General features: G+C 68.6%; 25 protein-coding genes and 2 pseudogenes. 14 read left to right on the forward strand and 13 right to left on the reverse strand.

Translation table 11 applies throughout. The annotated features are described in order from the left end of the window. Positions 1 to 325: 325 nt before the first annotated feature. Both DV707_RS01295 and DV707_RS01300 read right to left on the reverse strand, forming a co-directional pair. Positions 326 to 2,203 carry a receiver/sensor box histidine kinase gene (locus tag DV707_RS01295; RefSeq protein WP_103990979.1) on the reverse strand — a complete coding sequence of 626 codons (1,878 nt, stop codon included), beginning with the start codon at positions 2,201 to 2,203 and terminating at the stop codon, positions 326 to 328. A 59-nt stretch (positions 2,204 to 2,262) separates the two neighbouring features. Continuing rightward, positions 2,263 to 2,466, reverse strand: a complete 204-nt coding sequence (locus DV707_RS01300; RefSeq protein ID WP_103990978.1) for a DUF7561 family protein — start codon at positions 2,464 to 2,466, stop codon at positions 2,263 to 2,265. Positions 2,467 to 2,565: 99 nt separating this feature from the next. Between DV707_RS01300 and DV707_RS01305 the strand changes: the two genes are divergently transcribed. The 5 genes and pseudogenes from DV707_RS01305 (at position 2,566) to DV707_RS01325 (ending at position 7,882) form a co-directional block, all read left to right on the forward strand. Then, entirely contained in the window at positions 2,566 to 3,999 is a 1,434-nt protein-coding gene (locus DV707_RS01305) for an APC family permease (protein ID WP_103990977.1), read from the forward strand. Between the two features lie 2 nt (positions 4,000 to 4,001). After that, complete coding sequence (locus tag DV707_RS01310) at positions 4,002 to 5,015, forward strand: universal stress protein (protein WP_103990976.1); 1,014 nt, start codon at positions 4,002 to 4,004, stop codon at positions 5,013 to 5,015. Then, entirely contained in the window at positions 5,012 to 5,962 is a 951-nt protein-coding gene (locus DV707_RS01315; protein ID WP_103990975.1) for a YkgJ family cysteine cluster protein, read from the forward strand. Before DV707_RS01310 ends, DV707_RS01315 begins: the two co-directional genes overlap by 4 nt. 79 nt (positions 5,963 to 6,041) lie before the next feature. Continuing rightward, a pseudogene (locus DV707_RS01320) lies at positions 6,042 to 6,974 on the forward strand (NAD(P)H-binding protein); the annotation flags it as partial. Positions 6,975 to 7,138: 164 nt separating this feature from the next. Beyond that, positions 7,139 to 7,882, forward strand: coding sequence for a DUF7530 family protein (locus tag DV707_RS01325; RefSeq protein ID WP_103990973.1), 744 nt, complete (start codon positions 7,139 to 7,141; stop codon positions 7,880 to 7,882). 39 nt (positions 7,883 to 7,921) lie between these two features. On the opposite strand, the gene DV707_RS18545 is transcribed toward DV707_RS01325, so the two are convergent. Further along, on the reverse strand, positions 7,922 to 8,095 hold the full coding sequence (locus DV707_RS18545) for a DUF5786 family protein (protein WP_170216801.1): 174 nt from the start codon (positions 8,093 to 8,095) through the stop codon (positions 7,922 to 7,924). 143 nt (positions 8,096 to 8,238) lie between these two features. Here DV707_RS18545 and DV707_RS01330 point away from each other — a divergent pair, with 143 nt between their 5' ends. Further along, the gene (locus tag DV707_RS01330) at positions 8,239 to 9,228 is read left to right on the forward strand and encodes a DUF5784 family protein (protein WP_103990972.1); all 990 of its coding nucleotides are present in this window, start codon (positions 8,239 to 8,241) and stop codon (positions 9,226 to 9,228) included. Positions 9,229 to 9,276: 48 nt separating this feature from the next. Here the strand turns inward: DV707_RS01330 and DV707_RS01335 are convergent, their stop codons facing one another. Then, the gene (locus DV707_RS01335; protein WP_103990971.1) at positions 9,277 to 9,561 is read right to left on the reverse strand and encodes a DUF5789 family protein; all 285 of its coding nucleotides are present in this window, start codon (positions 9,559 to 9,561) and stop codon (positions 9,277 to 9,279) included. 211 nt (positions 9,562 to 9,772) lie between these two features. Here DV707_RS01335 and DV707_RS01340 point away from each other — a divergent pair, with 211 nt between their 5' ends. Together DV707_RS01340 and DV707_RS18550 are read left to right on the forward strand one after the other, a co-directional pair. Further along, positions 9,773 to 10,579 (forward strand): PHP domain-containing protein, encoded by an 807-nt coding sequence (locus DV707_RS01340; RefSeq protein WP_103991271.1) that lies wholly within the window; start codon positions 9,773 to 9,775, stop codon positions 10,577 to 10,579. A 65-nt stretch (positions 10,580 to 10,644) separates the two neighbouring features. Then, positions 10,645 to 10,809, forward strand: a complete 165-nt coding sequence (locus DV707_RS18550; RefSeq protein WP_170216802.1) for a DUF6757 family protein — start codon at positions 10,645 to 10,647, stop codon at positions 10,807 to 10,809. Between the two features lie 353 nt (positions 10,810 to 11,162). Here the strand turns inward: DV707_RS18550 and thsA are convergent, their stop codons facing one another. Next, positions 11,163 to 12,815, reverse strand: coding sequence for a thermosome subunit alpha (gene thsA / locus DV707_RS01345; protein ID WP_103990970.1), 1,653 nt, complete (start codon positions 12,813 to 12,815; stop codon positions 11,163 to 11,165). Positions 12,816 to 13,016: 201 nt separating this feature from the next. On the opposite strand from thsA, the gene DV707_RS01350 reads away from it, so the two are divergent. Continuing rightward, on the forward strand, positions 13,017 to 13,790 hold the full coding sequence (locus DV707_RS01350; protein ID WP_103990969.1) for a DICT sensory domain-containing protein: 774 nt from the start codon (positions 13,017 to 13,019) through the stop codon (positions 13,788 to 13,790). A gap of 78 nt (positions 13,791 to 13,868) precedes the next feature. Here DV707_RS01350 and DV707_RS01355 read toward each other — a convergent pair whose 3' ends face one another. The 3 genes from DV707_RS01355 to eif1A all read right to left on the reverse strand — a co-directional run bounded on the left by DV707_RS01355 (position 13,869) and on the right by eif1A (position 15,751). Then, positions 13,869 to 14,411, reverse strand: coding sequence for a KH domain-containing protein (locus DV707_RS01355; protein WP_103990968.1), 543 nt, complete (start codon positions 14,409 to 14,411; stop codon positions 13,869 to 13,871). 108 nt (positions 14,412 to 14,519) lie between these two features. Then, positions 14,520 to 15,464, reverse strand: a complete 945-nt coding sequence (rio1, locus tag DV707_RS01360; protein ID WP_103990967.1) for a serine/threonine-protein kinase Rio1 — start codon at positions 15,462 to 15,464, stop codon at positions 14,520 to 14,522. Continuing rightward, positions 15,461 to 15,751: a translation initiation factor eIF-1A gene (eif1A, locus tag DV707_RS01365; RefSeq protein ID WP_103990966.1), complete on the reverse strand. Its 291-nt coding sequence runs from the start codon at positions 15,749 to 15,751 to the stop codon at positions 15,461 to 15,463. The genes rio1 and eif1A overlap by 4 nt, the downstream gene beginning before the upstream one ends. A 153-nt stretch (positions 15,752 to 15,904) precedes the next feature. Here eif1A and DV707_RS01370 point away from each other — a divergent pair, with 153 nt between their 5' ends. Together DV707_RS01370 and DV707_RS01375 are read left to right on the forward strand one after the other, a co-directional pair. Continuing rightward, on the forward strand, positions 15,905 to 17,212 hold the full coding sequence (locus tag DV707_RS01370) for an amidohydrolase (protein WP_103990965.1): 1,308 nt from the start codon (positions 15,905 to 15,907) through the stop codon (positions 17,210 to 17,212). A gap of 2 nt (positions 17,213 to 17,214) precedes the next feature. Further along, entirely contained in the window at positions 17,215 to 17,811 is a 597-nt protein-coding gene (locus DV707_RS01375; protein WP_103990964.1) for a DUF192 domain-containing protein, read from the forward strand. A 37-nt stretch (positions 17,812 to 17,848) separates the two neighbouring features. Here the strand turns inward: DV707_RS01375 and DV707_RS01380 are convergent, their stop codons facing one another. Further along, positions 17,849 to 18,181, reverse strand: a complete 333-nt coding sequence (locus tag DV707_RS01380) for a helix-turn-helix domain-containing protein (protein WP_103990963.1) — start codon at positions 18,179 to 18,181, stop codon at positions 17,849 to 17,851. Positions 18,182 to 18,751: 570 nt separating this feature from the next. On the opposite strand from DV707_RS01380, the gene DV707_RS01385 reads away from it, so the two are divergent. After that, positions 18,752 to 20,035 carry an adenosylhomocysteinase gene (locus tag DV707_RS01385; RefSeq protein ID WP_103990962.1) on the forward strand — a complete coding sequence of 428 codons (1,284 nt, stop codon included), beginning with the start codon at positions 18,752 to 18,754 and terminating at the stop codon, positions 20,033 to 20,035. A 94-nt stretch (positions 20,036 to 20,129) separates the two neighbouring features. On the opposite strand, the gene DV707_RS01390 is transcribed toward DV707_RS01385, so the two are convergent. Beyond that, positions 20,130 to 20,555, reverse strand: a complete 426-nt coding sequence (locus DV707_RS01390; protein WP_103990961.1) for a GtrA family protein — start codon at positions 20,553 to 20,555, stop codon at positions 20,130 to 20,132. 1 nt (position 20,556) lies between these two features. After that, on the reverse strand, positions 20,557 to 22,053 hold the full coding sequence (locus tag DV707_RS01395; RefSeq protein ID WP_103990960.1) for a sulfatase: 1,497 nt from the start codon (positions 22,051 to 22,053) through the stop codon (positions 20,557 to 20,559). 260 nt (positions 22,054 to 22,313) lie between these two features. Here DV707_RS01395 and hjc point away from each other — a divergent pair, with 260 nt between their 5' ends. Then, on the forward strand, positions 22,314 to 22,760 hold the full coding sequence (gene hjc, locus DV707_RS01400) for a Holliday junction resolvase Hjc (RefSeq protein ID WP_103990959.1): 447 nt from the start codon (positions 22,314 to 22,316) through the stop codon (positions 22,758 to 22,760). A gap of 147 nt (positions 22,761 to 22,907) precedes the next feature. Here hjc and DV707_RS18865 read toward each other — a convergent pair. After that, positions 22,908 to 23,621 (reverse strand): annotated as a pseudogene (locus tag DV707_RS18865) (SWIM zinc finger family protein); the annotation flags it as partial. A 157-nt stretch (positions 23,622 to 23,778) separates the two neighbouring features. Between DV707_RS18865 and DV707_RS01410 the strand changes: the two are divergent. Continuing rightward, positions 23,779 to 23,973, forward strand: a complete 195-nt coding sequence (locus DV707_RS01410) for a DUF7472 family protein (protein ID WP_103990957.1) — start codon at positions 23,779 to 23,781, stop codon at positions 23,971 to 23,973. A 73-nt stretch (positions 23,974 to 24,046) separates the two neighbouring features. Here the strand turns inward: DV707_RS01410 and DV707_RS01415 are convergent, their stop codons facing one another. Further along, positions 24,047 to 25,207, reverse strand: coding sequence for a DNA primase (locus tag DV707_RS01415; protein WP_103991270.1), 1,161 nt, complete (start codon positions 25,205 to 25,207; stop codon positions 24,047 to 24,049). Positions 25,208 to 25,242: the final 35 nt, after the last annotated feature.

Below are 25,242 nucleotides of genomic sequence, written 5' to 3' on the forward strand. Positions count from 1 at the left end.
AAAGGTGCAGATAGCGTAGCTCAGACTATCGTAGCTCAAACTACGGTAGTTGGAACAACGGAACTTTAGAGTTTGTAAGTACGGGGTAAAGAGAACCGCGTCATCTGAGCCCGATCCCTGGCGCCCCACTCCCCCGACCGCGGTGGTCGGCGGCCGCAACGTCTCGAAGGTGCGCGAGCGCATCTTCGCTTCTCTGTTAACTCGTGCCGTGTCGTGCCGTCTCTGGTCTTCTTGCCCACCGGCGGTTTCGGGTCCCTTCCGATCTCTCGAACTCCTCTCGTGACGGCCTTCGCCCGGGAGGACGCCTTCGCTCCCCGGGACGTGGCTACGTCGTCTCCGCGCGGGCGACGTTCCGGATCTCGAACCTCGCGCCGCCGGCGTCGCTCTCGGTCAGCCGCAGTTCCCACCCGTGCGCCTCGACGACGGTTTCGACGATCGAGAGCCCGTACCCCGTCCCGTCTTCCGCGGTGGTGTAACTCGTCTCGAACACCCGATCGCGCTCCGCCGCCGGGATGCCCGGCCCGTCGTCCTCGACGTAGAAATCGGGGCCGTCCCCGAGGTGACCGACGCGGACCGAGACGTCTTCGCCGGCGTGTTCGCGGGCGTTTCGGAACAGGTTCTCGAACAGCTGCTGGAGCCGATCCGGATCGGCCGCGATGTCCGCCGTGCAATCGACCCGGAGCGTCGCGTTCGGTGCGTTCGTGTGCTCCCACGCCCGTTCGACGACCTCCGGGAGCGACGTCGGCCGCAGTTCGCCGATCGTTCGCCCCTCCCTGGCCAGCCACAGCAGGTCGTCGACGATCCGCGCCATCCGGTCGTGGGCGCGCTCGACCTCGTCGAGGTGCGCCTGCGACCCGGTCTCTCGAGCCAGTTCGAGGTAGCCATCCGCCACCGAGAGCGGGTTCCGGAGGTCGTGTGAGACGACGCTCGCGAAGTTCTCCAACCGGTCGTTCCGCTCCTGCAACTCGCGCTCGTAGTCGATCCGGTCGATGACCTCGGCCAGCGCGGCCGTGAAGACGCTGAGGACCGCCTCGTCGGTCGCGTCGAAGGCGTCGGGGTCCGACGACCCGACGAACAGGACGCCGTGGGAGTCGACGGGAACGAACAGGCCGCTGCGGACGTCGCATTCGGCGTCCGAGTCGACGTCGTCGATCCTCTCACACCGACGGGCCCGTTTCGTCTCGAAGACGTCCCGGGCGATCGATCGCCCGCCGGAACCCGCTCTCTGAGCGCTGGAATCCGGTTTCCGGTCGCCGCTCTCCAGGGTGTGTATCAACCGGTCGGTCGACTCCTCGTATCGATACACGGCGTGCGTCTCGAACCCGGGAAGCTCCGACAGCTGTCGGTCGACGAGCGAGCAGATCTCCCCTCGTGAGTCGGCCTCCAGCCACCCGGTCATCGACTCGTACAGCCCCCAGAGCTGTCTCTCGCGGCGCTTTCGATCCGTTATCTCGGCGTTCACTGCGACGAAGCGCTCGATCTCGCCGTCGTCGCCCTCGACGGGCGCGATCGTCTGGTCGACGACGTACCGTTCGCCGTCCTTGGTGCTGTTCGTGAGTTCGCTCCGCCAGACCTCCCCCGAGAGGATCGTCTCCCACAGGTCCGCGTAGAACTCCTCGTCGTGTTCGCCGGACTTCAGAATCCGCGGGGTCCGTCCGATCGCTTCCTCGGCCGCGTAGCCGCTCACCGACTCGAAGGTCGGGTTCACGTAGGTGATCGTCCCGTCGGTCCTCGTGCAGTAGATCGAGTGTCCCGAGGCCTCGACGGCCTTGCGGAAGGTCCGGAGCCGGCGGGCCTCGTCGTCCTCGGAAATCCCGCACCCGACGACCGACCGGAGTCGCTCGGCGAGCGTCGCGTGTCCGCCCTCGGATTCCGAACGCACGACGTAGTCGTCGACGCCGGCGCCGATCGCGTCGCTGGCGACGGCCTCGGACCCGGCGGACGGATAGAGGACGAACGGGAGGTCCGGGCGAGACGACCTGACCGTCCGAAGCAACTCGACGCCGGTCGTCGGTCCGAGGTCGTACGCGGCGACGACGCAGTCGTACGAGGTCGCACCGACCGCCGAGCGCGCGTCGTCGGCCGTCGCCGGGTCGACGTCGAAGGACGCGTCCTCGCGTTCGAGCGCCGCGGCGGTCTCCGCCGCAGCGTGCGGATCCGCCCCGACGTAGAGCGCGCGGATCCGATCCGGTGTGCGTTCCATCTGCTTGCTTCGTTCTGCACACACCGCCGTTTAATTATTACCTTTCGAGCGCCGACCGCTCACAGCGATTCGACGTCCTCGCTCGTCACCACGCGGTCGTCGGGGAGTCGCGCGATGCAGTCGTGACACAGAAAGAACTCCCCGCCGTCGTCGAGTTCGAGCGTCATCCCGCCGCTCGACTCGGTCTCGAACGACCAGAAGTCGCCGATGCCGCCGGCGATCCGCACGGACCGACCGCAACCGTCGCAGGGCTCGCTCGTCATACCCGATCGACGTGGTCGAGCGTGAAACCACCTGCGAGAAGTGTCCGATATCTTACCTACCGGTAGCTTCTATGGACGACCCGACGAACTGACGGTCGGATGACTACTTCCGAACGGGAGTCCCCCGCGACCAGCAACCGGGCCGGCGAGTCGCCGCAGACCGTCTCGGTCCCGGACGCCGGCGAGGAAACCACGACCACCGAAGCCGGCTCGGAACTCGAACGGACCATCGGCCTGTCCGGCGGGGTCGCCATCGGCGTCGGGACGATGATCGGCGCGGGGATCTTCGTCTTCCCGGGCCTGGCCGCCGGACGCGCGGGCCCCGCCGCCGCGGCGTCGTTCGGCATCGGCGCGGTCATCGCGCTCCTGGTCGCGCTGCCCGCCTCGGAGCTGGCGACGGCGATGCCGAAGTCCGGCGGAGGGTACTACTTCATCTCGCGGGCGCTCGGCGCGTTGCCGGGGGCGATCGTCGGAATCAGCATCTGGCTCGGACTCGTGTTCGCGACGGCGTTCTACCTCGTCGGGTTCGGCAACTACGCCGCCGCGGTCCTGGCGGAGGCCGGCGTCGCCGTCGGCGACGTGCCGATCGTGGTCCCGCTCGGCCTCCTGTTCGGCGCGTTCCTGACCGCGCTGAACCTCGTCGGGACCGAGAACGCCGCCACGCTTCAGAACTACGTCGTCGGCCTGCTCTTGACGATCCTCGTGTTCTTCCTGAGCTACGGCGGCCTCGACGCCCTCGGGGTGTTCGGCCGCGCGAGCGCGCCCGAGACGTTCGCGCCGTTCGGACCCGTGCCGGTGTTCACCACCGCCGCGCTCGTGTTCACGTCGTATCTCGGCTTCGCGCAGGTCGCGACCGTCGCCGGCGACATCAAGCGGCCGGGGCGGAACCTCCCGCTGGCGATGGTCGCCTCGGTGGTGATCGTGGGCGTGCTCTACGTCGTGACGATCTTCGTCGCCACGAGCGCCTTCGGGAGCGCGGCGCTCTCGTCGTTCGGGGAGACGGCGATCGTCGAGGTCGCCCGCAACTTCGTCGGGACCGCCGGCGCGATCGCGATCCTCGTCGCGGGGCTGCTGGCGACGATCTCCAGCGCGAACGCGTCGATCCTCTCAACCTCCCGAGCGGTCTTCGCGGTGAGCAAAGACGCCATCCTGCCGCGCTCTGCCGCCCGGATGAACCTCCGCTACGGAACGCCGCACGTCGCCCTGGCGATGGCGGGCGGGCCGGTCCTCGTGCTGGTGGCGTTCGGCGAGGTCGAGGTCCTCGCGGAGGTCGCCTCCTTCCTCCACCTCGTGATGTACGGCCTGATGTGCGTCTCCCTGATCGCGATGCGCAGAGACGAACCGGAGTGGTACGACCCGTCGTTCCGGGTGCCGGCGTACCCGGTCGTCGCGGGTCTCGGTGCGGTCGCGAGCGCCGGATTGATCCTGTTTATGCAACCCACCTCACAGTTCATCGGAGTCGCCATCATGATCGCGTCCGCCGGGTGGTACAAGTACTACGCCGCCGACGTCGAACTCAGAGGGGTGCTCTGAGGATGTTCCCGAACCGCTCGGCGGACGACGGTGGCCGACGTATCGTCGACGGGGACCGCCCGGGGTACGACGACGACCGATCCGCACCGTGCGGTGCCCCACTCGTCTCCGACGGCGGCCTGGCGATCCGCGAGCCGCCGGTGATCCTCGTCCCCATCGAGGTTCTGGAGGGCCAGACGATCCCCGAGACGCTCGTGGAGTTCCTCGCGCCGGCGGAGGTGGTCGTCCTCGGCTACCACGTCCTCCCCGAGCAGACCCCGACCGAACAGGCGAGCCTGCAGTTCGAAGACCGGGCCCAGGAGGCCGTCGACGACATCGCGCGGACGTTCGTCGACGCCGGCCGCGACCCCGAGACGCGCGTGGTGTTCACCCACGACCGCGAGCAGACGATCGACCGCGTCGCGAGCGAAGTCGGCGCGACGGCGATCCTGCTGCCGAACCCGACGGGAGAGGTCGACTCCGTTCTCGTTCCGATTCGCGGCGTCGTCGACGACGACCGACTCGCGGACCTCGTCGCGACGCTCGTCAGCGAGGACCGCGAACGGGTGACGCTGTGGGGACTCACGCCCGACGAGTCCGACTTCGATCCCGACCGGGCGGTCGAGCGGGCGGCCGAACGGCTCCGCGACCGCGGCATCCCGGACGCACAGATCACTCGCGAGGCGACGGAGACGAACACGCCCATCATCGACATCGTCGACCGGTCGGGCGAGGCCGGCGTCATCGTGATGGGGGAGGGCCGCGAGTCGCTGGTCTCGGTGTTCCTCGGCGAGGACACCGAGCGAGTCGCCGAGGGAGCGGTCGCCCCGGTCCTCGTCGTCCGGGACCGGGAGCCGGACGAGATCGAGGACGGCGCGGCCGACGATGCCGAGCACGGTACCTCCGATGATGCCGAGGACGGCGCGGCCGACGATGCCGAGCACGGCGCGGCCGACGGCGACGAGGACAGCGCGTCGAAAAACGCCGAGACGGGGGCGCCCGAGGCGGGGTCGACGGGGCCCGATTCGTCCCGATGAAGCTGAACTGCGAGGGCTGTGCCGGTTGCTGTCTCGACTGGCGACCGCTCGCCTCGTCGCCGTCGGACCACGAGCGCCGCGGCCCCGGCGAGCCGCTGGACGACGCGTACAACCTCGTGCCGCTGACGCGCGACGAGGTGGCGCGCTTCGTCGAACGAGGCCTCGGCGACGCCCTCACGCCGCGGCTCTGGCGCGTCGACGAGGAGACGCCCGGCGTCGTCGTCGACGGCGTACGCCTCGCCGCCGTCGACGGTCGCCCCGTCTTCTTCGTCGGACTGCGGAAGACGCCGAAGCCGGTCGCGCCGTTCGACACCGAGCGGCAGTGGCTGCGGACCTGCGTCTTCCTCGATCCGGACTCCCTCCAGTGCCGGATCCACGACGCCGACACCTACCCCGGGGAGTGCGCGGCGTACCCGAGTTACAACCTCAACCTCGGCGTCGGGACCGAGTGCGAGCGCGTCGAGGCCGAATACGGAACCGAGCGGCTCCTCGACGACGACCCCGGCGAGTACGAGGGCCCGCTGCTCGGCCCGCAGGCGCTCGGCGCGAAGCTGTTCGGCTACCCCGATCCCGACGAACTCGCGGGCGTCGTCGATCGGATTCGCGACGGGAGCCTGCGGGAGACGGACCGGGCCGCCTTCGTCGGCGTGGCCGCGGGGTCGCGGCCGGGGACGCTCGAAGTGAACGACGAGCGGGCGGCCGCGGCGACGGCAGACGTGCTCGACGCCGACTCCTGGGTCGGACGGGCCATCGACGAGTGGGAGGCCGCGGCCGCGGAGGGAGGCGGAGTTCCGGTCGAGTCGTGGGACTCGGCTGCGGCCGAGGACGGGTCGGAAGACGACGCGCTCGAGTCTGCGGCGCCCGACGCCCCGACCGGAGACGAGATCGAAGTCGCCCGCGGCGCGCCCGAGACGCCCGGGTGGGACGCCGTCGACGACGGCGAGTGACGCCGCCCTCGACGGCGGTACCGTCCGCCGCGTCCGGCGCGGCGAGAACGGTTAACCCGATGGGGGCCCACGTGCCGGTATGAGAGTTCTCGTGACGGGCGCGACGGGCTTCGTCGGCGGCCGTCTCGTTCCCGCGCTGCTCGCTGCGGGTCACGACGTGACGGCGCTCGTCCGCGACGCGTCCCGGTACGACGCGCCCGAGGGCGTCCGCGTCGTCGAGGGCGACCTCCTCGACGCCGGGAGCTTCGAGGCCGCGCTCGACGTCGACGCGGCGTACTACCTCGTCCACTCGATGCGGGCCGGGGCGGACTTCGAGGAGCGCGACAGGCGCGCGGCGGAGAACTTCGCGCGCGCGGCCGCCGAACGCGGCGTCGACCGCGTCGTCTACCTCGGCGGTCTCGGCGAGGACCGCGACCGGCTCTCCGAGCACCTCCGGTCCCGCCGGGAGGTCGAGCGGATCCTCGGGGAGGGAGCGTACGACCTCACGACTCTCCGGGCCGCCATCCTGATCGGCGACGGCTCGGCGAGCTTCGAGATGATCGAGCAGCTGTCCTCGCGACTGCCGGTGATGGTGACGCCGAGGTGGGTCGAGACGGCGTGTCAACCCATCTTCGTCGACGACGCGGTCGAGTACCTCGTCGGCGTCCTCGACGTGCCCGAAACGGCGGGCGAAACCTACGAGATCGGCGGTCCCGACGTGCTGTCGTACCGCGAGATACTCCGTCGGGTCGGCGAGCACCGCGGCCGCGCCCCGCGGATCGTCCCGGTCCCGGTCCTCTCGCCGAAGCTCTCCTCTATGTGGATCGGCCTCGTCACCGACATCCCCGCCTCGGTCGCCCGGCCGCTGATCGAGGGGCTGAAGAACCCCGTCGTCGTGCGCGATCACCGCATCGAATCGCTGGTCGCGGTCGATCTCACTCCGTTCGACGAGGCCGTCTCGCAGGCTCTGGGCGGCGACGTCGCGACCGACGGCGGTGGCGGGCGGACCGGCGATGCACGCGGTGGTGCCGGTGGCGACGGCGGGGGGGTTCGTTACGACGGCGAGGGTGCCGGTGACGAGGGCGGTGCGCACGACCCGCCGACTCGCGGCGATGGCGCCGCCTCGTCCGACGACGGGGTCGGTGCCGACACTGCGGGAAACGCCCGTCTCACGAACGCCGGGAGCCCCGATCGCTGATGGTCGGGTCGCGCGCCGCCTCTGAGGACACCGCCGAGCAGTACGGCGACACCTGGGTCTACGAGAGCATCGTCGGCGCGGTTCCCGGCGTCGACCTCACCGACTGGCAGGCGATCGCGATCCAGTTGGCGCTCTTCGAGGCTGGCGTCCTGCTCCTCGCGTGGGTCTACGGCCACTGGGGGGCGGTCCTCCCCGGAACCGTCGCCGTCGCCGTCGCGGCCGCCGGCAGCGGGGTGATGCGGCAGTTCGGTCGACGCACGCGCCGCCTCGACCTCCCCGAACCGTACCGGCGCCTCCTGTTCGGGTCGAGCATCGAGGTCGTACTCGGGATCCTCGCGTTCGTCGCGCTCGTGACGCACCTGTTCGTCTTCGATCCGCGGGCGGCCGACCCGCCGCTTCTGGAGTGGCTGTTCGGCCCCGATCCGGCGGTTCCGGTGGTCTACCTCACGCTGTTGATCCTCTGGGACCTCTGCTACCGCATCGGGACCTCGTGGTGGGCCGCGGTCGTGGCGCTGTGGCGCTCGTGGCGGTACGAGTTCGATCCCGACACGGCCCGTCGACTCAGGCGACTGGACGCGCTCAACGTCGGGTTCGGTCTGACGCAACTCGCGATGGTCCCCTTTCTGCTCGACCGGCCGGTGCTGCTCGTCGCCGTCGGGGGTCACATCGTCGCGGTGACGGTGGTCTCGACGGCAGCGATGGCGACGCTGCGCGTTCGCGAGTCCGGCCCGGTCGCTAACTGAGTATCTTCCCCCACGCGCGAAGTCGAACTGACGCCATCGCTACTCGCCCTGTAGCTGCTTGAACTGGTCGAGGAGCGCCTCGGTCGAGTCGCCGGAGTCGTACTCGATGGACCCTCGATACACCGTCCGGTCGTCCGAGAAGTCCGCGTCGACCGTCCCGTTCTTCCGCTCGCGACGCTCGTGTTCGTCGTCGTCGTATGCGCCCATCGACATGGTACGACATACCGTGCGGATCCGACCCACATATATGTATCGCCGTTTCGCGGGACGACGGCCGCACCGCCGCCGTCGACACCGCCGTGCAGGCGGCCGGACGAGGCCGACAGTATAAACGGGACGGCGCGTTACTGGTGGGTGTGGCACGCCCCCTACGCTTTCGACACGCCCCCGGTCGCTGGACCGAAGACCGGGTGGTGGGTCAGATCTACCGCGATTTAGACCGGAATCTCGGCGCGACGCGCGGCCGTCCGTGGTTCAAACAGCCCGAACGGTACAACGGCGAGCGGTTCGAGATGGACAACGGCGACGTCGCCCTGTTTCTGTGGAACGACGACGAGGCCTACTGGCTCGGCAACACCGAGACGCCCGAGGCGCTCTGGCGGACCGAGAAGTACGGCTTCGAGGCCGTCCCCGACGACGTCGCCACGTGGGCGACGCGGGAACTCACCGCCCAGTTGCACGAGGAGAGCCCCTGGCTCGAACCGTACCCGCACCTCTCGTGGTTCTTTCTGCCCGTCTTCCTCTCGAAGGACGGCCGCGAGACGACGCGGGAGTTCTTCGACGACCACGCCGCGGGGTTCCCCGACGCGACGCGCGAGGAGGCCCTGGAGTTCTACGAGTCGTTCTTCCGCACGCGCGTCCTCGACGACTGGCGGGAGGTGATGGCCGGCAAACTCGGGACCTCCGAATACCTCGATCACACCCGGATGACGGCGGCGATGGGCGAGTTCAACGTCGGCCACCTGCTCGTCGAGGCCGGCTACGAGATCGAACCCGAGATCGAGGTGTCGACCGGACACGCCATCGACTACCGCGCGGGCAGCGGCGGCGACGCGGTTCTCGTCGAGGTGACGCGGCCGACGCCGACGGGCGACCGCCGGGCGGGCACGCCGGTCGCGGCCGTCCGCGACACGGCGTCGACGAAGTCCGAGGGCCAACTGGAGGAACACGGCGGCGGCGTCGTCCTCTTCGTCGACTGCTCGTCGTTCCCCGACGACGAGTGGCGGTCGGTGCTCGCCGAGCAACCCGAAGTACACCACCGGCCGGCGGTAGTCTTCCGACTCAGGCCGTCCGGTCGTGTCGAGGGGTACACGAAGGGGAGCGTCCCGCTCGACCTGCCGTTCTGAGCGCTCCGATCTACCGTCGAAAAAACCGCTACACCGCGTTCGCGCTCCTCAGAACGAAACCTGCTGCGGACCGTCTTCGCCCATCGCGTAGGCGTCGCGGTCGCTGTAGTACCGCCGGCCGATGGCCTCGTGGCCGAGGCCGCACAGGAGCGCCGAGTGGGCGTCGTCGGCGCTGGTGTAGGTCTCCGAACCCGCACGGGCGAGTACGTCTCCGAGGCGGGCGGTCCCGTTGGGGAGTTCGATAGTCTGGTCGCCGTACGCCTCGATGAGTTCCTCGGTCGTCGCCGGGAACTCGTGAGCGTCGATGAGATCGCCGGTGCGGTTCAAGCGCATTGCATCCGTCTCTGATCGCCGAAGGTTCTTAATGGTTTTCTGTTATGGTCTTTATAGAACGGATATTCCTTTCAGCACCTTACATATCCTTAATTGAAACATTATTTCACTAATATTGACTTGGTGTGACACGGCGACCGACCCGTACGCAACTGCTTTATTTCGCAGACGCCCATCGAGACGCGTGCAACGCGAGCGAAACGGCGACCGCATTCCCGATGAGCCGCCGGCCGCGGACCTCCACGTCCACACCACCGCCTCCGACGGCGTTCTGACGGTTCCCGAACTCGCCGACGCCGCACGCGACGGCGGCGTCGACGTCGTCGCCGTGACGGATCACGACCGGGTTCACCCCGACCTGTCCGCTCCCGTCCAGACGCTCGACGGCGTGACCGTGATCCGCGGGATCGAACTCCGCGTCGACGCCGGCGACCAGCGCCTCGACCTCCTGGGGTACGGCCTCGAACCGACCGAGGGAATCGAGACGGTGACCTCCCGGATCCAGCGCGATCGAAAGCGGCGCGGCGCGGAGATCGTCTCGCGCGTCGAGGACCGACTCGACGTCGACCTCGACGTGGAACTGAAAGAGGGGATCGGCCGGCCGACGATCGCTCGCGCCATCGAGGCCAGCGACGCGCCGTACGACTTCGAGGCGGCCTTCGCGGAGCTGATCGGCGACGGCCGCCCCTGCTACGTCGAGCGGTGGGTCCCCTCCTTTTCGGCCGGCGCCGACGTTCTCCGCGAATCGTGTGCCGTCGTCGCCCTGGCGCACCCGTTCCGCTACGCCGACCCCGAATCGGCGCTCGAACGCGCCCGCGAACTCGACGCAGTCGAGCGCTTCTACCCGTACGGCGGGACCAGCGCCGAGCGGGAGGACCGAGCGCTCCTCGACCGCGTCGCCGCGGACGCGGACCTGCTCGTCACCGGCGGCTCGGACGCCCACGACCGGACGCTCGGGGTCACCGGACCGCCGTCGGCCGAGTTCGAGGCGTTCGCCGCGCGTCTGCCGGGAGTCTGACGCCGATTCTCGGTGGAGATAGCCGCGAGCGTAGAGTTAAACCCCGAGGGGACCGAAGTGGGGGTATGAAGTGCCACTACTGCGACCGGGACGCCGCCTACGCCGCGGAGAAAGACGGGATCAAGGTCGGACTCTGCGAGCGGCACTTCCGGACGCAGGTCGAGTCGCTCGCCGACTCCGAGGAACTGTCCGCGATCCGCGAGCAGATCGACATCGACCGGACCGAGTAGACCGCTCTCTCTCTCCTGGGGGATCCAACAGCGCGAGCCCCGCTTTGCTGTTTTCCCACGCTACTGTTCGGCCAACGGCCGCCCGCAGTCCGGACACTCTTCGTCGACGATCGTCACCGTCGCGTCGCAGTGCGGACACACCTCGCGGTAGCACGCTCTGTCGCCCATCTCGTCAGAGATTCGGTACCTATTCACAAAGCCGTTTCGTCAGGGTCCCGGCGCTATCGAGTCGACCGGAACTGACAGTCCTGCCGCTCTCCGATTCGGTCGTCGAAAAAATCGGGTTCGTCGCGAGGCGTTCGGCGGGCGATTCGAGCGGGCGTGGGAGGTGGGTGTTGGCTACGTGACCGACTTCACATTGCGCCGCCCATACCGCCCATGCCGCCCATGCCGCCGCCCATACCGCCGGCGCCGCCGGGCGCGCCGCCCTCGTCGCCGCCGTCGTCGCTGCCGCCGCCCTTGAGGTCGCCGGCGGCGATGACGTCGTCGATGCGGAGGATCATCACGGCCGCCTCGGTGGCGGACTCGATGGCCTGCGTCTTCACGCGGAGGGGCTCGACGACGCCGTCGTCCTCCATGTTGACGATCTCGCCGGTGTAGGCGTCGAGGCCCGCACCGAAGTCGCCGTCGGCGTGCTCCTTGCGGAGGTTGACGAGCGACTCGATGGGGTCGAGGCCGGCGTTCTCCGCGAGGGTGCGCGGGATGACGTCGAGCGCCTCGGTGAACGCCTCGATGGCGAGCTGCTCGCGGCCGCCGACGGAGCTGGCGAACTCGCCGAGCTGCATCGACAGTTCGGTCTCGCTCGCGCCGCCGCCGGGCAGGACCTTGCCGTCTTCGAGCGTCGTCTTGACGACGCCGAGGGAGTCCTCGATGGCGCGTTCGAGCTCGTCGACGACGTGCTCGGTGCCGCCGCGCAGGATGAGCGTGACGGACTTGGCGTCCTCGACGTCCTCGACGAAGATGCGCTCGTCGCCGCCGATGTCCTTCTGGGCGACGGAGCCGGCGAAGCCGAGGTCGTCGGCCTCGATGTCGTCGAGCGAGCCGACGACGTTGCCGCCGGTCGCGCGGGCGAGCCGGTTCAGGTCGGAGGACTTCGCGCGGCGGACCGCGAGGATGCCCTCCTTCGCGAGGTAGTGCTGGGCCATGTCGTCGATGCCGTCACCGACGAAGACGACGTCGGCGCCGACGTCGACGAGCTGGTCGACCATCTCCTTCAGCTGTTTCTCCTCCTGGTCGAGGAACTGCTGGAGCTGGTCGGGGTCGGTGACGTTGACTTCCGCGTCGATCTCGGTCTCGCGGACTTCGAGTGCACCGTCGAACAGCGCGACGTTGGCGTCCTCGACGCCGAAGGGCATGTTCTCGTGGACGCGCTCTTTGTCCACGATGACGCCCTCGACGAGCTCGGAGTTGTCGATCGAGCCGCCGACGACCTTCTCGACGGAGACGTTCTCCGTGTCGATGTCGTCGTCGTCGGCGACGGCCACAACGGCGTCGACGACGAGTTCGGCGAGCAGGTCCTTCGAGGACTCGGCGCCCTTGCCGGTCATCGCCGTCTCGGCGATCTTCACGAGCGTCTCGTGGTCGTCCTCGCTCACCTCGATGGCGTTCTCCTCGAGGATCTCCTTGGCCTTCTCTGCAGCCTGGCGGTAGCCCTGGGCGATGGTGGTCGCGTGGACGTCCTGGTCGATGAGTTCCTCGGCCTGATCGAGGAGTTCACCGGCCACGACGACGGCGGTCGTGGTTCCGTCTCCGACCTCGTCCTCCTGGGTCTCGGAGACTTCCACGATCATATTCGCCGCGGGGTGGTCGATGTCCATCTCCTTGAGGATCGTGACGCCGTCGTTCGTGACGACGACGGACCCGCCGGAGTCGACGAGCATCTTGTCCATCCCTTTCGGACCGAGCGTGGTCCGAACGGACTCGGCTACCGCCTTGCCGGCGGAGATGTTCATCGACTGTGCGTCCTTCCCCTGTGTGCGCTGGGAATCCTCGCCCAGAATGATCATGGGCTGGCCCTGCTGCATTCGCTGAGACATAATCACCCGTTGATTGTTTGTGATTCTATAAAAAAGCATCGCTACCGACAGACAGAAACGTCAGATCGTCCGAAAAATGCGTGTTAATCTCTCTCAATGAATACGTTTATATATTCGACGTCACGGCCGGTGTGTAAAACACTATTACCGAGACTGGACATACACCGAGCGATGGGGCTTCGGGAGTTCATCGACGAGTTCGCCGACGGCGACCACGAGACGTCGCTCTCGATCGTCAACAGCGAACAGCCCCCGATGGTCGCTCGTATGCTGAACTCGCTCTTCGAGGAGCAGTCCGTCGACGTCGATGAGGTCGCCCGCGTGCTCTCGGAGTCCGACGTGATCCAGTTGCGGAGAGACGGTCGCGTCGTCGCCGAGTCCGAGTTCGACGACGTCCGCGACTCGATCCTCGCGGTCAACTCCGACCTGTACATCACCGGCACGCGGCCGCTCGAAGACGTCGACACGCCCGCCGTCGTTCGCGACCTGGAGGGCACGCGCTTTCGCGTCCGCGGGTACCCCGCCGGGACGAAGGGGAAACTGCTGCTCATCGAGATCTCTCGCTACATCGAGGCGATGGCGCTGCGCCACGGCGACGGCGAACTCCACACGGGGTTTCAGCGCCTCTCGCGCATCGTCGACGAGCGCGGGACCGAACGCGCCTACGAGAAACTGGCCGACACCGACCTCGACGTTCACGTCTACGGCGTCGGCGACCCCTCCCCGCTCGAATCGCGCGCCCTCACCGTCCACGACGAGGACGTCCCGGAGATCCGGCGCGGGTGGTTCGTCGTCTTCGTCCCGCCGCCGGAGTCCGAGGCGGTCGGCGCGGCGCTCGTCGCGGTCACCGAGGACGACGTCGAGTGGGACGGCGTCTGGACGATCGACACGGGGAGGGCCCGGCGCGTCGCGGCGTATCTCTCCGCGGAATACGGGCAGAACTAGCGTCGGTCCGTATCCGGACCGGTCGCGACCGTCCGGGGATCGATCACAACCGCTCGACCTCGGGTCGCTCGCGGCCGTTCAACCGGACTGCCGAACGTCGAATCCCTGCGTGAGTTCGTTGTGCTTCCGTTCGAGGAACGAGTAGACCGCGCCGTGCGGCGCGCCGTCGAGGATCATCCCCACGGCGCGGCGGACGGCCTCGACCTCCTCGGGTTGGCCGATGATGCCGAGCGTGGTGCCCTTGATGACGACCTCCGCGCCGGTGAGTTCTTCCATCAGCTCGCGCGTCCGGCCGTTCTCGCCGATGAGTCGACCCTTCTGTCGCTTGAGGTCGTTCTTGTTGCGCGTGTGCGATTCGAGGTCGACGAGCTCGAACGTCCGGAGGTCGTCGTCGAGGATCGACAGCGCCGACTCGGGCGTGAACCCCCGCCCGATCGCCCGAACGATGTCGGGGGCGAGCATCCCGCTCACGGGGTCGCCGACGTCGTCGATGGCGACCGACCCGCTCTCGGAGTCGATATCGAGACGCACTTCCGCCCGGCGCTCGATCTCGCGCATCGTCTCCCCGCCCTCGCCGATGAGGACGCCGATGCGGTCCTGCGGTACCTTCACGTGCTTCATACGCCGAATACCGGGCGGAGCGGTTTAAGCGTTTGTTCGTCGTTCGGTCCCACAGCGCGCGGTTCTCGCGATCACGCCGTCGGATCGTTGGACTCGTGGTGGTGGCGGCTACGTTGCCGGATCGTCGGGACCGTCGACGTCGTTGGAGCCGTCGACATCGTCGGGCCCCTCGGGCGTCCCACTCGGATCCGCCTCGACGGCGGTGACGAACTCGAACAGGTCCTCGGCGGTCACGTCGAGCCCCTGCCGGCCGAAGAACGCGGCGACGTTCCGGCAGTCCCGGCGGAGGAACTCCTCGGCGTTCGGGTGGTGGACCGTCACCGCCTGCCCGAGGTCGATCACGACGAGTTCGCCCTCGTGGATGATCATGTTGTACTCCGAGAGGTCGCCGTGGACGAGGCCGGCGGCGTGGAGCCGTCGCATGTATTCGGAGACGACCTCGTAGGCCGTCTCGGGGTTCTCGACGTCGACCTCGGCCAGCCGGCGCGCCCGGTCTTCGACCAGTCCGACGAGTTCCATCACGAGCACGTTGCGCTCGACGGCGATCGGCTCGGGAACGCGGACGCCCGCCTGTCGGGCGCGCGAGAGGTTCGCGAACTCCTTCTGGGTCCAGGCGAGCACGACCTGTTTCTTGTCGCTTCCGATCCCCTCGAAGCGCGGGTCGCCCTCGAGGTACTCGCGCATCTGTCGGAAGTTCGAGGCGTTGATCCGGTAGATCTTCACCGCGACGTCCCGCTCGGCTCCGTCGTCGCTGCCGAGGGCCTCGTAGACGTTCGCCTCCTTGCCGGTCGAGATCGGTCCGCCGAAGGCGTCGATGTGTCCGTCCTGGACGAGTTTGTAGATCGCCGCGAACGTGGCGTCGTCGAAGACCGACTGCTCGACCTTGAACTGGTCGGCGTCCTTCAGTCGCTTGCGGAAGTCGTCGAACTCCCGGTCCCGACGCCGGGCGATCCGGTCGGCCTCGGTGTCGGAGACGTCGATCTCCTCCCACTCGTCGCCGGGGGCGTCGGCCTCCTCGGGCGCCAAAAAACCGTACTCGTCGGAGTCAGTCACTGAATGTGTCCTTCCTCGCGGAGTTGCTCGGCCTCCGATTTCTCGTAGCGCCAGGTGATGTCGCCCTTCTCGTCCTGCCAGTCCCACGGTTCGACGAGGACGACGTCGTCCTCGCGGATCCAGATCCGCTTTTGCATCCGGCCGGGGATCCGTGCGGTGCGCTCGACGCCGTCGGCGCACCGAACCTTCACGCGGTTCGCTCCGAGCATCTCCGTGACGACGGCGAACACCTCGTCGTCGTCGGGCATCCGGAGGTCGCGTCGGCCCCCGTTCTCGTCGTCGCTCATACGCGGCCGTTCGTCGCGCCCCGGTTTAAGTTCTGCGAGAGCCGTCGTATCTTCCGATGTGGACGCTTCCGCGCGGTTTCGCCCGAGCCACCGCGCTCTCCGCGGCAGCCACCAGACGATAGCCTCATACGCCCGCCGTCGGTACCGCTCGGTATGGCTTCCGACACGCTTCTGGTCTCCGGCGGCCGGGTGCTGCGTCCGGACTCTGACGTCGTCGAGGCGGACGTGCTCGTCGACCGCGAGGACGGCCGGATCGTCGAAATCGGTCCGGACCTGGCGACCGACCGCGACGCCGACGAGACGCTCGACGCGTCGGGCGGGATCGTGATGCCCGGACTGGTGAACGCGCACACGCACGCCGCGATGACGCTCCTCCGCGGCTACGCCGACGACAAGCCGCTCGACGCGTGGCTCCGCGAGGACATCTGGCCCGCGGAGGCCGAACTCACCGCCGAGGACGTCCGCGCCGGCACCGAACTCGGCCTCGTCGAGATGATCCGCTCGGGGACGACGACCTTCGCGGACATGTACTTCCACGTGCCCGAGGTCGTCGCGGCCGTCGACGAGGCGGGGATGCGCGCCCGCGTCGGTCACGGCGTCGTCACCGTCGGCAAGGACGAGGAGGCGGCCCGCGCGGACGTCAGAGAGAGCCTCGACGTCGCCCGCGAGTACGACGGCGCGGCCGACGGCCGAATCCGGACCGCCGTGATGCCGCACTCGCTGACGACCGTCGACGAACCCCTGCTCCGGGAGGCCGTCGCCGAGGCGCACGCGGACGGGATCCCGGTCCACACGCACGCGAACGAGACGCGCGACGAGGTGGAGCCGATCGTCGCGGAGCGCTCGGAGCGGCCGCTCGCGTACGCCGACGACGTCGGCCTCCTCTCCGAGGCCGACTTCCTCGCTCACGGCGTCCACGTCGACGAGACCGAGATCGACCTCCTGGCCGAGCGCGAGGCGGCGGTCGTCCACTGTCCCGCCTCGAACATGAAGCTCGCCTCCGGGATCGCGCCCGTGCAGGACCTCCTCGACGCCGGCGTGACGGTCGCGCTCGGCACCGACGGCGCCGCCTCGAATAACGATCTCGACCTCTTCGACGAGCTCCGCGACGCCGCGATGCTCGGGAAGCTCGGCGCCGACGACGCCTCGGCCGTTCCCGCCGAGGCCGCGGTGACGATGGCGACGCGGGGCGGTGCGGAGGCGCTGTCGCTGCCGGGCGGTCGCGTGGAAGTCGGGGCCGCCGCTGACCTCGCTGTCGTCGACTTCGACGCGCCGCACCTCGCGCCGGCGCACGATCCGGTGAGCCACCTCGCCTACGCCGTCCGCGGCTCCGACGTCCGACACACGATCTGCGACGGGCAGGTTCTGATGCGGGATCGCGAGATTCTGACGCTCGACGAGGACGAGGTGGTCGAGACGGCTCGTCGGCGTGCGGTCGACCTCGTCGCCCGCGCGGAGTGACGATGCACCGGCGCACGTACCTCGGGCTGCTCGGGTCGGGGGCCGCGGGGCTGTCGGGGTGCGTGCGCGACACCTCCGGCGTCGACGACGCCGCCAGCGACACCACGCGGACGACCGGTTCCTCGCCGACGTCCGCGACGACCGAGACGGCGGCCCCTCCGGCGTCGACGTCGGAGCCGACGACCACCGTCTCGATCCACGAGGACTACGAGACGACCGAGGTCGAGGTCCGGACGCCCGACGGCGACCCGCTCGGCTCGGTCACGGCGGCGATCGCCGACACGGGAGAGCTCCGCTATCTCGGCCTCAGCGACACCGAATTCCTCCCCGAGGACCGGGGGATGCTCTTCGTGTACGAGAACGTCGGCGACCGGACGTTCGTGATGCGGGAGATGGACTTCGGGATCGACATCGTCTACGCCGACGCCGACGGCACGATCACCCGCATTCACCACGCGCCCGAACCCGCTCCCGACGAGGACGGAAACGCGCAGCGGTACCCCGGCCGCGGTCGGTTCGTGCTCGAAGTCGGATTCCACTGGACGACCGACCGTGGAATCACCGAAGGAGATCAGCTGGCGTTCACGCTTCCGGAGTGATCCGTCTGACCGGAATCCGGATTTCGCTTCCCGGTAGTCACTCGGGTCGGACTTCGACGCCCTCGTCGGTGATCGACACCGTCAGCGACTCGACGGAACGTTCGTAGACGCTGGCGTGCCGGCCGTTCTCGGCGTCGACGCGGACGCGCTCTTCGAGCAGCCCCGCCTCGACGAGCTTGTGCGCCTCGCGGTAGACCGTCGACAGCGGAATTCCCGAGCGGTCGCGTAGTTCGCAGGCGGTCCCCGGCCGTCCTGCGGCCTGCAGCAGCTCGGCACCGGAGTCGCTCGCCAGTAGCGTCAGTGCGTCCGACCGCGGTAGCGGAGCCTCTCTCCCGTCTTCGCGGTTCGGATCGCTTTCGGGTGCGGACATCTCCGACGGTTGTGTGTTCGGCGCGATTACTGAAACGTTTACCGGCGGTCGAATTGCGGTTTCGAAACCGGTCGAGAAGCAGTACGTGCTCCGGATCTCGAATGGCGAACAGTCGGCACCCGCTAACGACGGCACCCCCGACGTGTCGTCGCCGTCCCCTTCCGCGTCGACGTGCCGAGCAACCGCGACCCGACGCGGGGTGAATCCTAGGTCACGCCGGCTGTGGTCCCGTGTTCGGATATAAACCTAGGGGGGTCCGTCGACGCGCTGCGGTGGTCGTGTGCTCACAGAACTCGAACCGAACGCTGCTGTCGCGGGGCAGTAGCCGGTGCCAGAGAAGAGTTGGGACAACGCGGGGGGCACACTCACGTCGTTGTAGTTGTTCCAGTAGTTCCTGCTGTAGTGTTCCAGCAGTTGTACCGCGAGGCTCGCGAGCGCGAGCCGAGCGGCATTTTTCCCTCTAGGTTTTTGCGTGGCGGGTTCCCGCAGCGAACGCAGTGAGCGAGGAAACCCGCCACGTCAAAAAGGTAGGTCGGTAGCGTTTTGGCCCGCCTGCCGTAACCGGGAGATATGAGTGCGTATCCACCGATCGGCGAGCAACTCGACGACCTCGAGGACGCTCGCACCGAGGGGCGGCGGAAGATGGACTGGGCGCTGCAACATATGCCCATCCTGCAGGAACTCCGCGAGCAGTTCCGGGAGTCGAAGCCGCTCGAAGGGCAGACACTCGGGATGGCGATGCACGTCGAGGCGAAGACGGCGAACCTCGTTGAACTGCTCGCCCTCGGTGGCGCCGAGGTCGCGATCACGGGCTGTAACCCTCTCTCGACCCACGACGACGTGAGCGCGGCGCTCGATGCCAACGACCACATCACTTCCTACGCGAAGCGCGGCGTCGGCGACGACGACTACTACGCCGCCATCGAGTCCGTCGTCTCCCACGACCCGACGATCACCGTCGACGACGGGATGGACATGGTCTACGCCATCCACGAGGACTACCCCGAACTCATCGACACCATCGTCGGCGGGGCCGAGGAGACGACGACGGGCGTCCACCGCCTGCGCGCGATGGACGACGACGGCGAGCTGAAGTATCCGGTGTTCGCCGTCAACGACACCCCGATGAAGCGGTTGTTCGACAACGTCCACGGGACCGGCGAGTCCTCGCTCTCGACCATCGCGATGACGACGAACCTCTCGTATGCGGGTAAAAACGTCGTCGTCGGCGGCTACGGCTACTGCGGGAAGGGCGTCGCGAAGAAGGCCGCCGGCCAGAACGCGAACGTGATCGTCACCGAGGTCGAACCCCGACGCGCGCTGGAGGCGCACATGGAGGGCTACGACGTGATGCCGATGAACGAGGCCGCCGAGGTCGGCGACGTCTTCGTCACGACGACTGGCAACCGCGACGTCATCACCCGCGAGGACTTCGCGGAGATGAAAGACGGCGCGCTGCTCGCGAACGCCGGGCACTTCGACATCGAGATCGACCTCGACGCGCTCTCCGACCTCGCGGTCGACGAGTACGAGGCGCGCGACGGCGTCCGCGCCTACGAGATGGCGGACGGCCGCCGCCTCAACGTCCTCGCCGAGGGGCGACTCGTCAACCTCGCCTCGCCCATCGCCCTGGGTCACCCCGTCGAGGTGATGGACCAGTCCTTCGGAATCCAGGCGGTCTGCGTCCGCGAACTCGTCGAGCACGGCGACGAGTACGACGCCGGCGTCCACGACGTCCCCGACGAACTCGACAGAGAGGTCGCAGAGATCAAACTCGACGCCGAGGGCGTCGAGATCGATTCGCTCACCGACGCACAGGCCGAGTACATGGACAGCTGGAGCCACGGGACGTAGTCTCTCGACGTCTCGGCAGTCGGTGTGGTCCCCGGAGTGGCCGTAACGCGAGGTGTCTCCGCCGACGCGACTCGTCGGTCGTGCGCTCGGCCGCCTACTGCCCCCACGTCCACTTCGCATCGAGCACGTACCGGTAGATCCCGCTCACGAAGATCGCCACGGCGTTGGCGGCGAGATACAGGATCGACAGCGACTCGACCAGCAGGTACAGCACCGCGAGCTGGATGGGAATCGCCGTCCCGCGGACGACGTTCGTCTTGAGCAGTCCGTAGAGGTACTCGGCCGTCCCGGTGTTCTGCGTGGCCTCGAACGTCCAGGCGTTGTTGAGGACGTACGAGAGAACGATCGTGATCTCGATCGAGAACAGCGCGCCGAGGAGGTAGAACAGTCCGGCGACGTCGACAAAGAGCCACAGGAGCACCATCTGGATCCCGGCGGTGACCGCGCCGACGGCGACGAAGCGACGCAACTGAAGCGCGAGCGGACCGCTATGGAGGTTGCGAAGGAAGCTCCGGAGCATCTTATCGGTAGCCGAGCGCCTCCAGCCGCGCGCCGAGGTCCTCGTCGACGTCGCCGGCCGCCGCCGCGGCGTCGCCCTTCTCGCGGAGCAGTTCCGCGTGGGCGTCGACGATCGGTCGGAAGCGCCTGACGACCGCTCGGGCGTCGCCGTCGGCGCGGTCGGTCCGCGCGCCCCCGTCACCGTCGCCGTCGACGCGGTCGGTCCGTGCGCGCTCGTCGCCGTCGGAGCGGTCGTCCTGCTGGGTCGGATCGTCCGGGCGGTAGTACACCTCTTCGACTTCCTCGTCGACGTTTCGGATGTACGTCCAGTCGCGGTCGCGGACGCTCACCAGCAGGTCCCCGTCGCCGAGCGACCGCGGGATCGGCTGGGCGGTCACGTCCTCGCCGCGGACGGTGACGGAGACCACCGGTTCGTCGGCCGGTTCGTCGCCGTCGAGGACGGTCGACGCCAGCGAGTCGCCGGTCCACTCCTCGGGGGCGTCGATCCCGAGCAGCTCGGTCACCGTCGGCGGGATGGCGTCCAGGCCGACCTGCCGTTCGACCCGACGACCCTCCGCGCCCGGCACGTCGACGACGAACGGCACGTGGATCAGTTCGTCGTACAGTTTGGGGTAGTGTGCGAGGTGGCCGTGTTCCTGGAACTCCTCGCCGTGGTCGCCCGCCAGGACGACGGCCGTCTCGTCGTCGAGACCGTTGGCCGCGAGTTCGTCCAGCAGTCGGCCGATGCTGGCGTCGACCTGTCGAGCGGCCGCCTGATACAGCGTGCGGAGTTCGTCGAGGGTCCGCTCGTCGACCTCCCAGCCGAGGCCGGTCCGCGTGTGGGCGTGCAGCATCCGGTGGGTGCCCAAGATTCCGTCCGACACCTCCCGAATGTAGCGCGGCGCGGGCACGTACGGCGTGTGGGTGTCCATGTAGTGCACCCAGAGGAAGAACGGCTCCTCGGCCGCTTCGAGGAACTCGCCGGCGGCGTGTTCGACGTCGAACATCCGCGAGGTGTCCAGAAACGGTCGATCGTCGGTGTTGCCGGCGAGCCGCGACCGGACCCGTCGGATCGGCGACGCGGCCAACTGGAGCCACGCCTCGACCGTCGGGTGCGTCGCGAGGTAGCGGCTGTAGATGCTCGATCCGACGCTGGCGACGAACGGTTCGAACTCGTCGAAGCCGTCGTCGTACCCCCAGTGAGAGGTGAGAAACCCGTTCGCGGCGTTGAACCCGCCGGTCGCGACGCCCGCCTCGGAGACCGTCTCCGCGAGCGTCGCCACGGTCTCGACGCCGATCTCGCCGGAGTCGGCGAACACCGGCCGCGACGCCAGGATCGAGGGGAAGGAAAAGGGCGTCCAGTTGCCGGTCGCGAACGCCCGCTCGAACACCGTTCCGCGGTCGGCGAGGTCGTCCATCACCGGCGTGTGCCGGTCGTCGTCGTACGCGCCGATCGCGTCGGCTCTCAGCGAGTCGACGGTGACGAGGACGACGTTCGAAACGGGTGTATCTGTGTTCATTTGCGTGTGCGCACTCGTTCGACGAGGACGCGACCGCCCACGGAACGACGTATTACCCGATTGATGGCATTTTGGACATATATACCCGCGGATTTATTTCGATCGGCCTGACAGACCGGTCTCGCGGGGCGAGACGCCACTTTCGGCGTTCTGCAGTATCGGTCGGAGACTCCGGTCTACTCGACGTCGGCGTCGTGCGGTCGCGCGAGTGAGGCCTCGGAAACGCTACTGTAATCAGTCGCAAACGCCACCGTCCGCGTATGTCCTCGAATCGGAAGGGCGACCGCCGCGAGCGCGAACTGGTCAACCGCCTCGACGAGGCCGGATTCGCGGTGATGCGTGCGCCCGCCTCCGGATCGGCGACCGAGCGGGAACTCCCGGACGTGCTCGCCGGCGACGGCGACGTCTTCTACGCCATCGAGGCGAAGTCCAGTTCCGGCCGACCGATCTACCTCTCCGGCGAGGAGGTCGAGGCGCTGATCTACTTCGCGCAGAACTTCGGCGCGAAGGCCCGGATCGGCGTCCGGTTCGACCGCGAGGAGTGGTTCTTCTTCCACCCGGGCGACCTCCACGTGACCGACGGCGGCAACTACCGGGTCAAGAAGGAGAAAGCGCTCGCGGAGGGCGAGGACTTCGAGTCGTTCGTCGGCGGCCCCGGGCAGTCACGGCTGACCGACGTCGGTGACGTCGACGACGGCGTCGAGTAGCGGGGGCGTGTCGGCGGCGGCGTCTCGGTGACTGCCGATGCCGTCGTTTCCGACCCCGCTTTCGTCGCCGTCTTTGACTCCGCTTTCGCCGCCGTCTCCGATTCCCCTTTCGCCGCAGCCGCGCCGCTTCTCGGGCGCTCTGCTCTCGTCGAGGTGCTGCAGCCGCGAGGCCGGGAACAGATACCGTCGTCCCCCGTCGGCGTCGGCCGGCAGCGACTCCACGTAGACCGCCGCGAACACCGGCTCCTGCCCGCCGTAGGCCGCGTTCGTCTCGTATTCCGAGACCAGGCGTCCCTCGTCGGTCGGCGTCTCGTCGGCCCGCTCGCCGACGGCCTCGACGACCGCGAGGAGTGTTCCGGTCTCCCGATCGCGGACGAGGTCGCCGGGCGCGTGCTCGTGTCGCGCACAGAGCGCCGGCCCCCCGTCGTCGATCGGACCGAACGTCCGGCCGCCGCAGACGGCACAGACGCGCTCGCGCTCGTTCGGTCCGGGGACGTTCCCCGCCTCGATTTCGAGGCTCACGCGACGGATATGCTTGCAGCGAGCGCCGCGGATCGCACTGTCCGGGCAGGTACACGTCGTCCGCTCGGCGGCGACGACGTACGTCCCGCCGTCGCTCTCGACGACGTAGCGACCGTCCCGCAGCGGTCTGACTACCATCGGTTCGGCGCGTGCGCGGTACGCGCGGCCGTCGTATCCGTCGGCGGGGAAGGTACGGCCGCGTCCGTCGGTCGCAGTCGATCCGCGCCGATCGCCGGATGCGGTTCCGTCCGCAGGGCGGGCGTCGCGCGACCGGTCGGGAGCGGTGTCGCTCGAAACGGCCGCTTTTCCTGACGCGGGTGGATTTCTGATGTGCGTCATCGGAGGCTCTCCCGAGAGTGCGGTTCCGTCGCTGGGGGACCGCCTTCTCGTTACGTACGGTACGTGCTCGACGACCCTAAACCCTCGTTTCAGGTGGAGTTCGGCGGCGTCGCGTCGCATCGAAGCCCTTTTAGAACGTCCTCCGGAAGGCAGCGGTATGGATATCGACGCGGCGATGCGCCGGAAGATCGTGGTCTCTATCGTCTCCGTCGGTGCGTTCTTCGCGCTCTTCGTCGGCATCGGTGTCACGTTCGGCCCGGACCTCGGCGACACCGGCGGCCTCGCGCTCGTCGGCGCGATCGCGCTTTTCGTCCTCGTGATGGCCGGCGTCGGCGTGATCCTGCAGGACTGAGTACCTCGAAATCACCCCCTGCCCCTTTCTCGCCGTCTCCGCCGCTTCGGACGTCCCCGAACGCTGTCGGTCGTTACTGTCCGTCCGCGGCGGTCTCACGCCAATCGCGGACGTCGCCGGCGTCCCCGAGCGCATCGGTGTAGTACGACAGCGGGTGCGAGATCGTCTCACAGCGCTCGTCGGGGTCGACGCAGGTGCCGTACGCCTTCATCGTCGAACACGACGGCGGCGGGTACTGCGTCCCGTCGCTCTCCGCGAGGTACTCGATACGCGTCTCGATGCGCGCGCCGGTCTCGCTCTCGGCGTCGACGTCGAGGAGCGTCGTCACGTCGCCGCGGTCCATCCCGAGCGCCGCGAGGAAGGAGACGAGCGAGAACTCGGCGTGCTCCGAGAGCGCCTCGTCGCCGCGGGCGCGGCGGACGAGCGTCCGCATACACGGCGGAAACAGGGCCGGAACGACCGTGTCGACCCGCCGCGGATCGACGGCGTCGTGGTCGTCGAGCAGGCCTCGGAGCTCCGAGACGGCCTCTTCCAGCGCCGCCGCGATGGCGTCGCCGCCGTCGGTGCCGCGAACCTCGAACGGGAGGCCCTCCGCCACGCGTCGCTCCACGGCCGCTTCGAGGAGCCGCGAGAGGTGGTCGGCGGGGACCCGGACCTCGCCGTCCGCGACCTCCCGGTTGGCCAGGCGCCAGCGCTCGCCCCAGTCGGCGTCGGCGAGGTCCAGATACGGGCCGATCCCGACCCAGTAGTGAGTGGGGCCGCGACCGCCGCGGCCGCTTCCGCTCGGCCCCGCGCTTCCCGTCGTCTCTCCACCCGGTCCGTCCCGCTCGGGGCGGACGGCGTCAGCGAGGTCGAAGTCCCGCAGGACTTCCTCCAGCGACGCGCGCCGCCGCCCCGTGCTCCGGATGTCGTCGTCGGCCGCGAAGTCCTCCTCGAACCGCTCGCGCGCCGTCGCGGCCTCCGCCGTGGCGTACTTCTCGACGGCCGCCGGCGTCTCGATCAGCGAGACGAGGATCCGCGCGATCGGATACGAGAGCAGCTTCTCCCTGTTGTCCCACCGCGAGGGGTCCTCGGGAGCGACGGTCCCCTCCATCAGCGCGCGTCTGACCCGCTCTGTGCCCCGCTCGACGGCCGGGGCGTCCTCGGCGATGAGCGCCGCCGGCGAGATGTCGGCCTCGCGGACGGCCTCGCGCGCCCCCCGGAAGAACGGATAGCGCGCGTAGAGCGGATCCATCGGCATCGCCCTCCTCTTTCCCCTGCCGCCGAATA

This window comes from Halobellus limi, assembly GCF_004799685.1.
Taxonomy (GTDB): domain Archaea; phylum Halobacteriota; class Halobacteria; order Halobacteriales; family Haloferacaceae; genus Haloquadratum; species Haloquadratum limi.

Bases quoted from the DNA above. Each gene is read 5' to 3' on its own strand.
- DV707_RS01295 (WP_103990979.1), bottom strand. From the start codon at position 2,203: ATGGAACGCACACCGGATCGGATCCGCGCGCTCTACGTCGGGGCGGAT.
- DV707_RS01300 (WP_103990978.1), bottom strand. From the start codon at position 2,466: ATGACGAGCGAGCCCTGCGACGGTTGCGGTCGGTCCGTGCGGATCGCC.
- DV707_RS01305 (WP_103990977.1), top strand. From the start codon at position 2,566: ATGACTACTTCCGAACGGGAGTCCCCCGCGACCAGCAACCGGGCCGGC.
- DV707_RS01310 (WP_103990976.1), top strand. From the start codon at position 4,002: ATGTTCCCGAACCGCTCGGCGGACGACGGTGGCCGACGTATCGTCGAC.
- DV707_RS01315 (WP_103990975.1), top strand. From the start codon at position 5,012: ATGAAGCTGAACTGCGAGGGCTGTGCCGGTTGCTGTCTCGACTGGCGA.
- DV707_RS01325 (WP_103990973.1), top strand. From the start codon at position 7,139: ATGGTCGGGTCGCGCGCCGCCTCTGAGGACACCGCCGAGCAGTACGGC.
- DV707_RS18545 (WP_170216801.1), bottom strand. From the start codon at position 8,095: ATGTCGATGGGCGCATACGACGACGACGAACACGAGCGTCGCGAGCGG.
- DV707_RS01335 (WP_103990971.1), bottom strand. From the start codon at position 9,561: ATGCGCTTGAACCGCACCGGCGATCTCATCGACGCTCACGAGTTCCCG.
- DV707_RS18550 (WP_170216802.1), top strand. From the start codon at position 10,645: ATGAAGTGCCACTACTGCGACCGGGACGCCGCCTACGCCGCGGAGAAA.
- thsA (WP_103990970.1), bottom strand. From the start codon at position 12,815: ATGATCATTCTGGGCGAGGATTCCCAGCGCACACAGGGGAAGGACGCA.
- DV707_RS01350 (WP_103990969.1), top strand. From the start codon at position 13,017: ATGGGGCTTCGGGAGTTCATCGACGAGTTCGCCGACGGCGACCACGAG.
- DV707_RS01355 (WP_103990968.1), bottom strand. From the start codon at position 14,411: ATGAAGCACGTGAAGGTACCGCAGGACCGCATCGGCGTCCTCATCGGC.
- eif1A (WP_103990966.1), bottom strand. From the start codon at position 15,751: ATGAGCGACGACGAGAACGGGGGCCGACGCGACCTCCGGATGCCCGAC.
- DV707_RS01370 (WP_103990965.1), top strand. From the start codon at position 15,905: ATGGCTTCCGACACGCTTCTGGTCTCCGGCGGCCGGGTGCTGCGTCCG.
- DV707_RS01375 (WP_103990964.1), top strand. From the start codon at position 17,215: ATGCACCGGCGCACGTACCTCGGGCTGCTCGGGTCGGGGGCCGCGGGG.
- DV707_RS01380 (WP_103990963.1), bottom strand. From the start codon at position 18,181: ATGTCCGCACCCGAAAGCGATCCGAACCGCGAAGACGGGAGAGAGGCT.
- DV707_RS01385 (WP_103990962.1), top strand. From the start codon at position 18,752: ATGAGTGCGTATCCACCGATCGGCGAGCAACTCGACGACCTCGAGGAC.
- DV707_RS01390 (WP_103990961.1), bottom strand. From the start codon at position 20,555: ATGCTCCGGAGCTTCCTTCGCAACCTCCATAGCGGTCCGCTCGCGCTT.
- DV707_RS01395 (WP_103990960.1), bottom strand. From the start codon at position 22,053: ATGAACACAGATACACCCGTTTCGAACGTCGTCCTCGTCACCGTCGAC.
- hjc (WP_103990959.1), top strand. From the start codon at position 22,314: ATGTCCTCGAATCGGAAGGGCGACCGCCGCGAGCGCGAACTGGTCAAC.
- DV707_RS01410 (WP_103990957.1), top strand. From the start codon at position 23,779: ATGGATATCGACGCGGCGATGCGCCGGAAGATCGTGGTCTCTATCGTC.
- DV707_RS01415 (WP_103991270.1), bottom strand. From the start codon at position 25,207: ATGGATCCGCTCTACGCGCGCTATCCGTTCTTCCGGGGGGCGCGCGAG.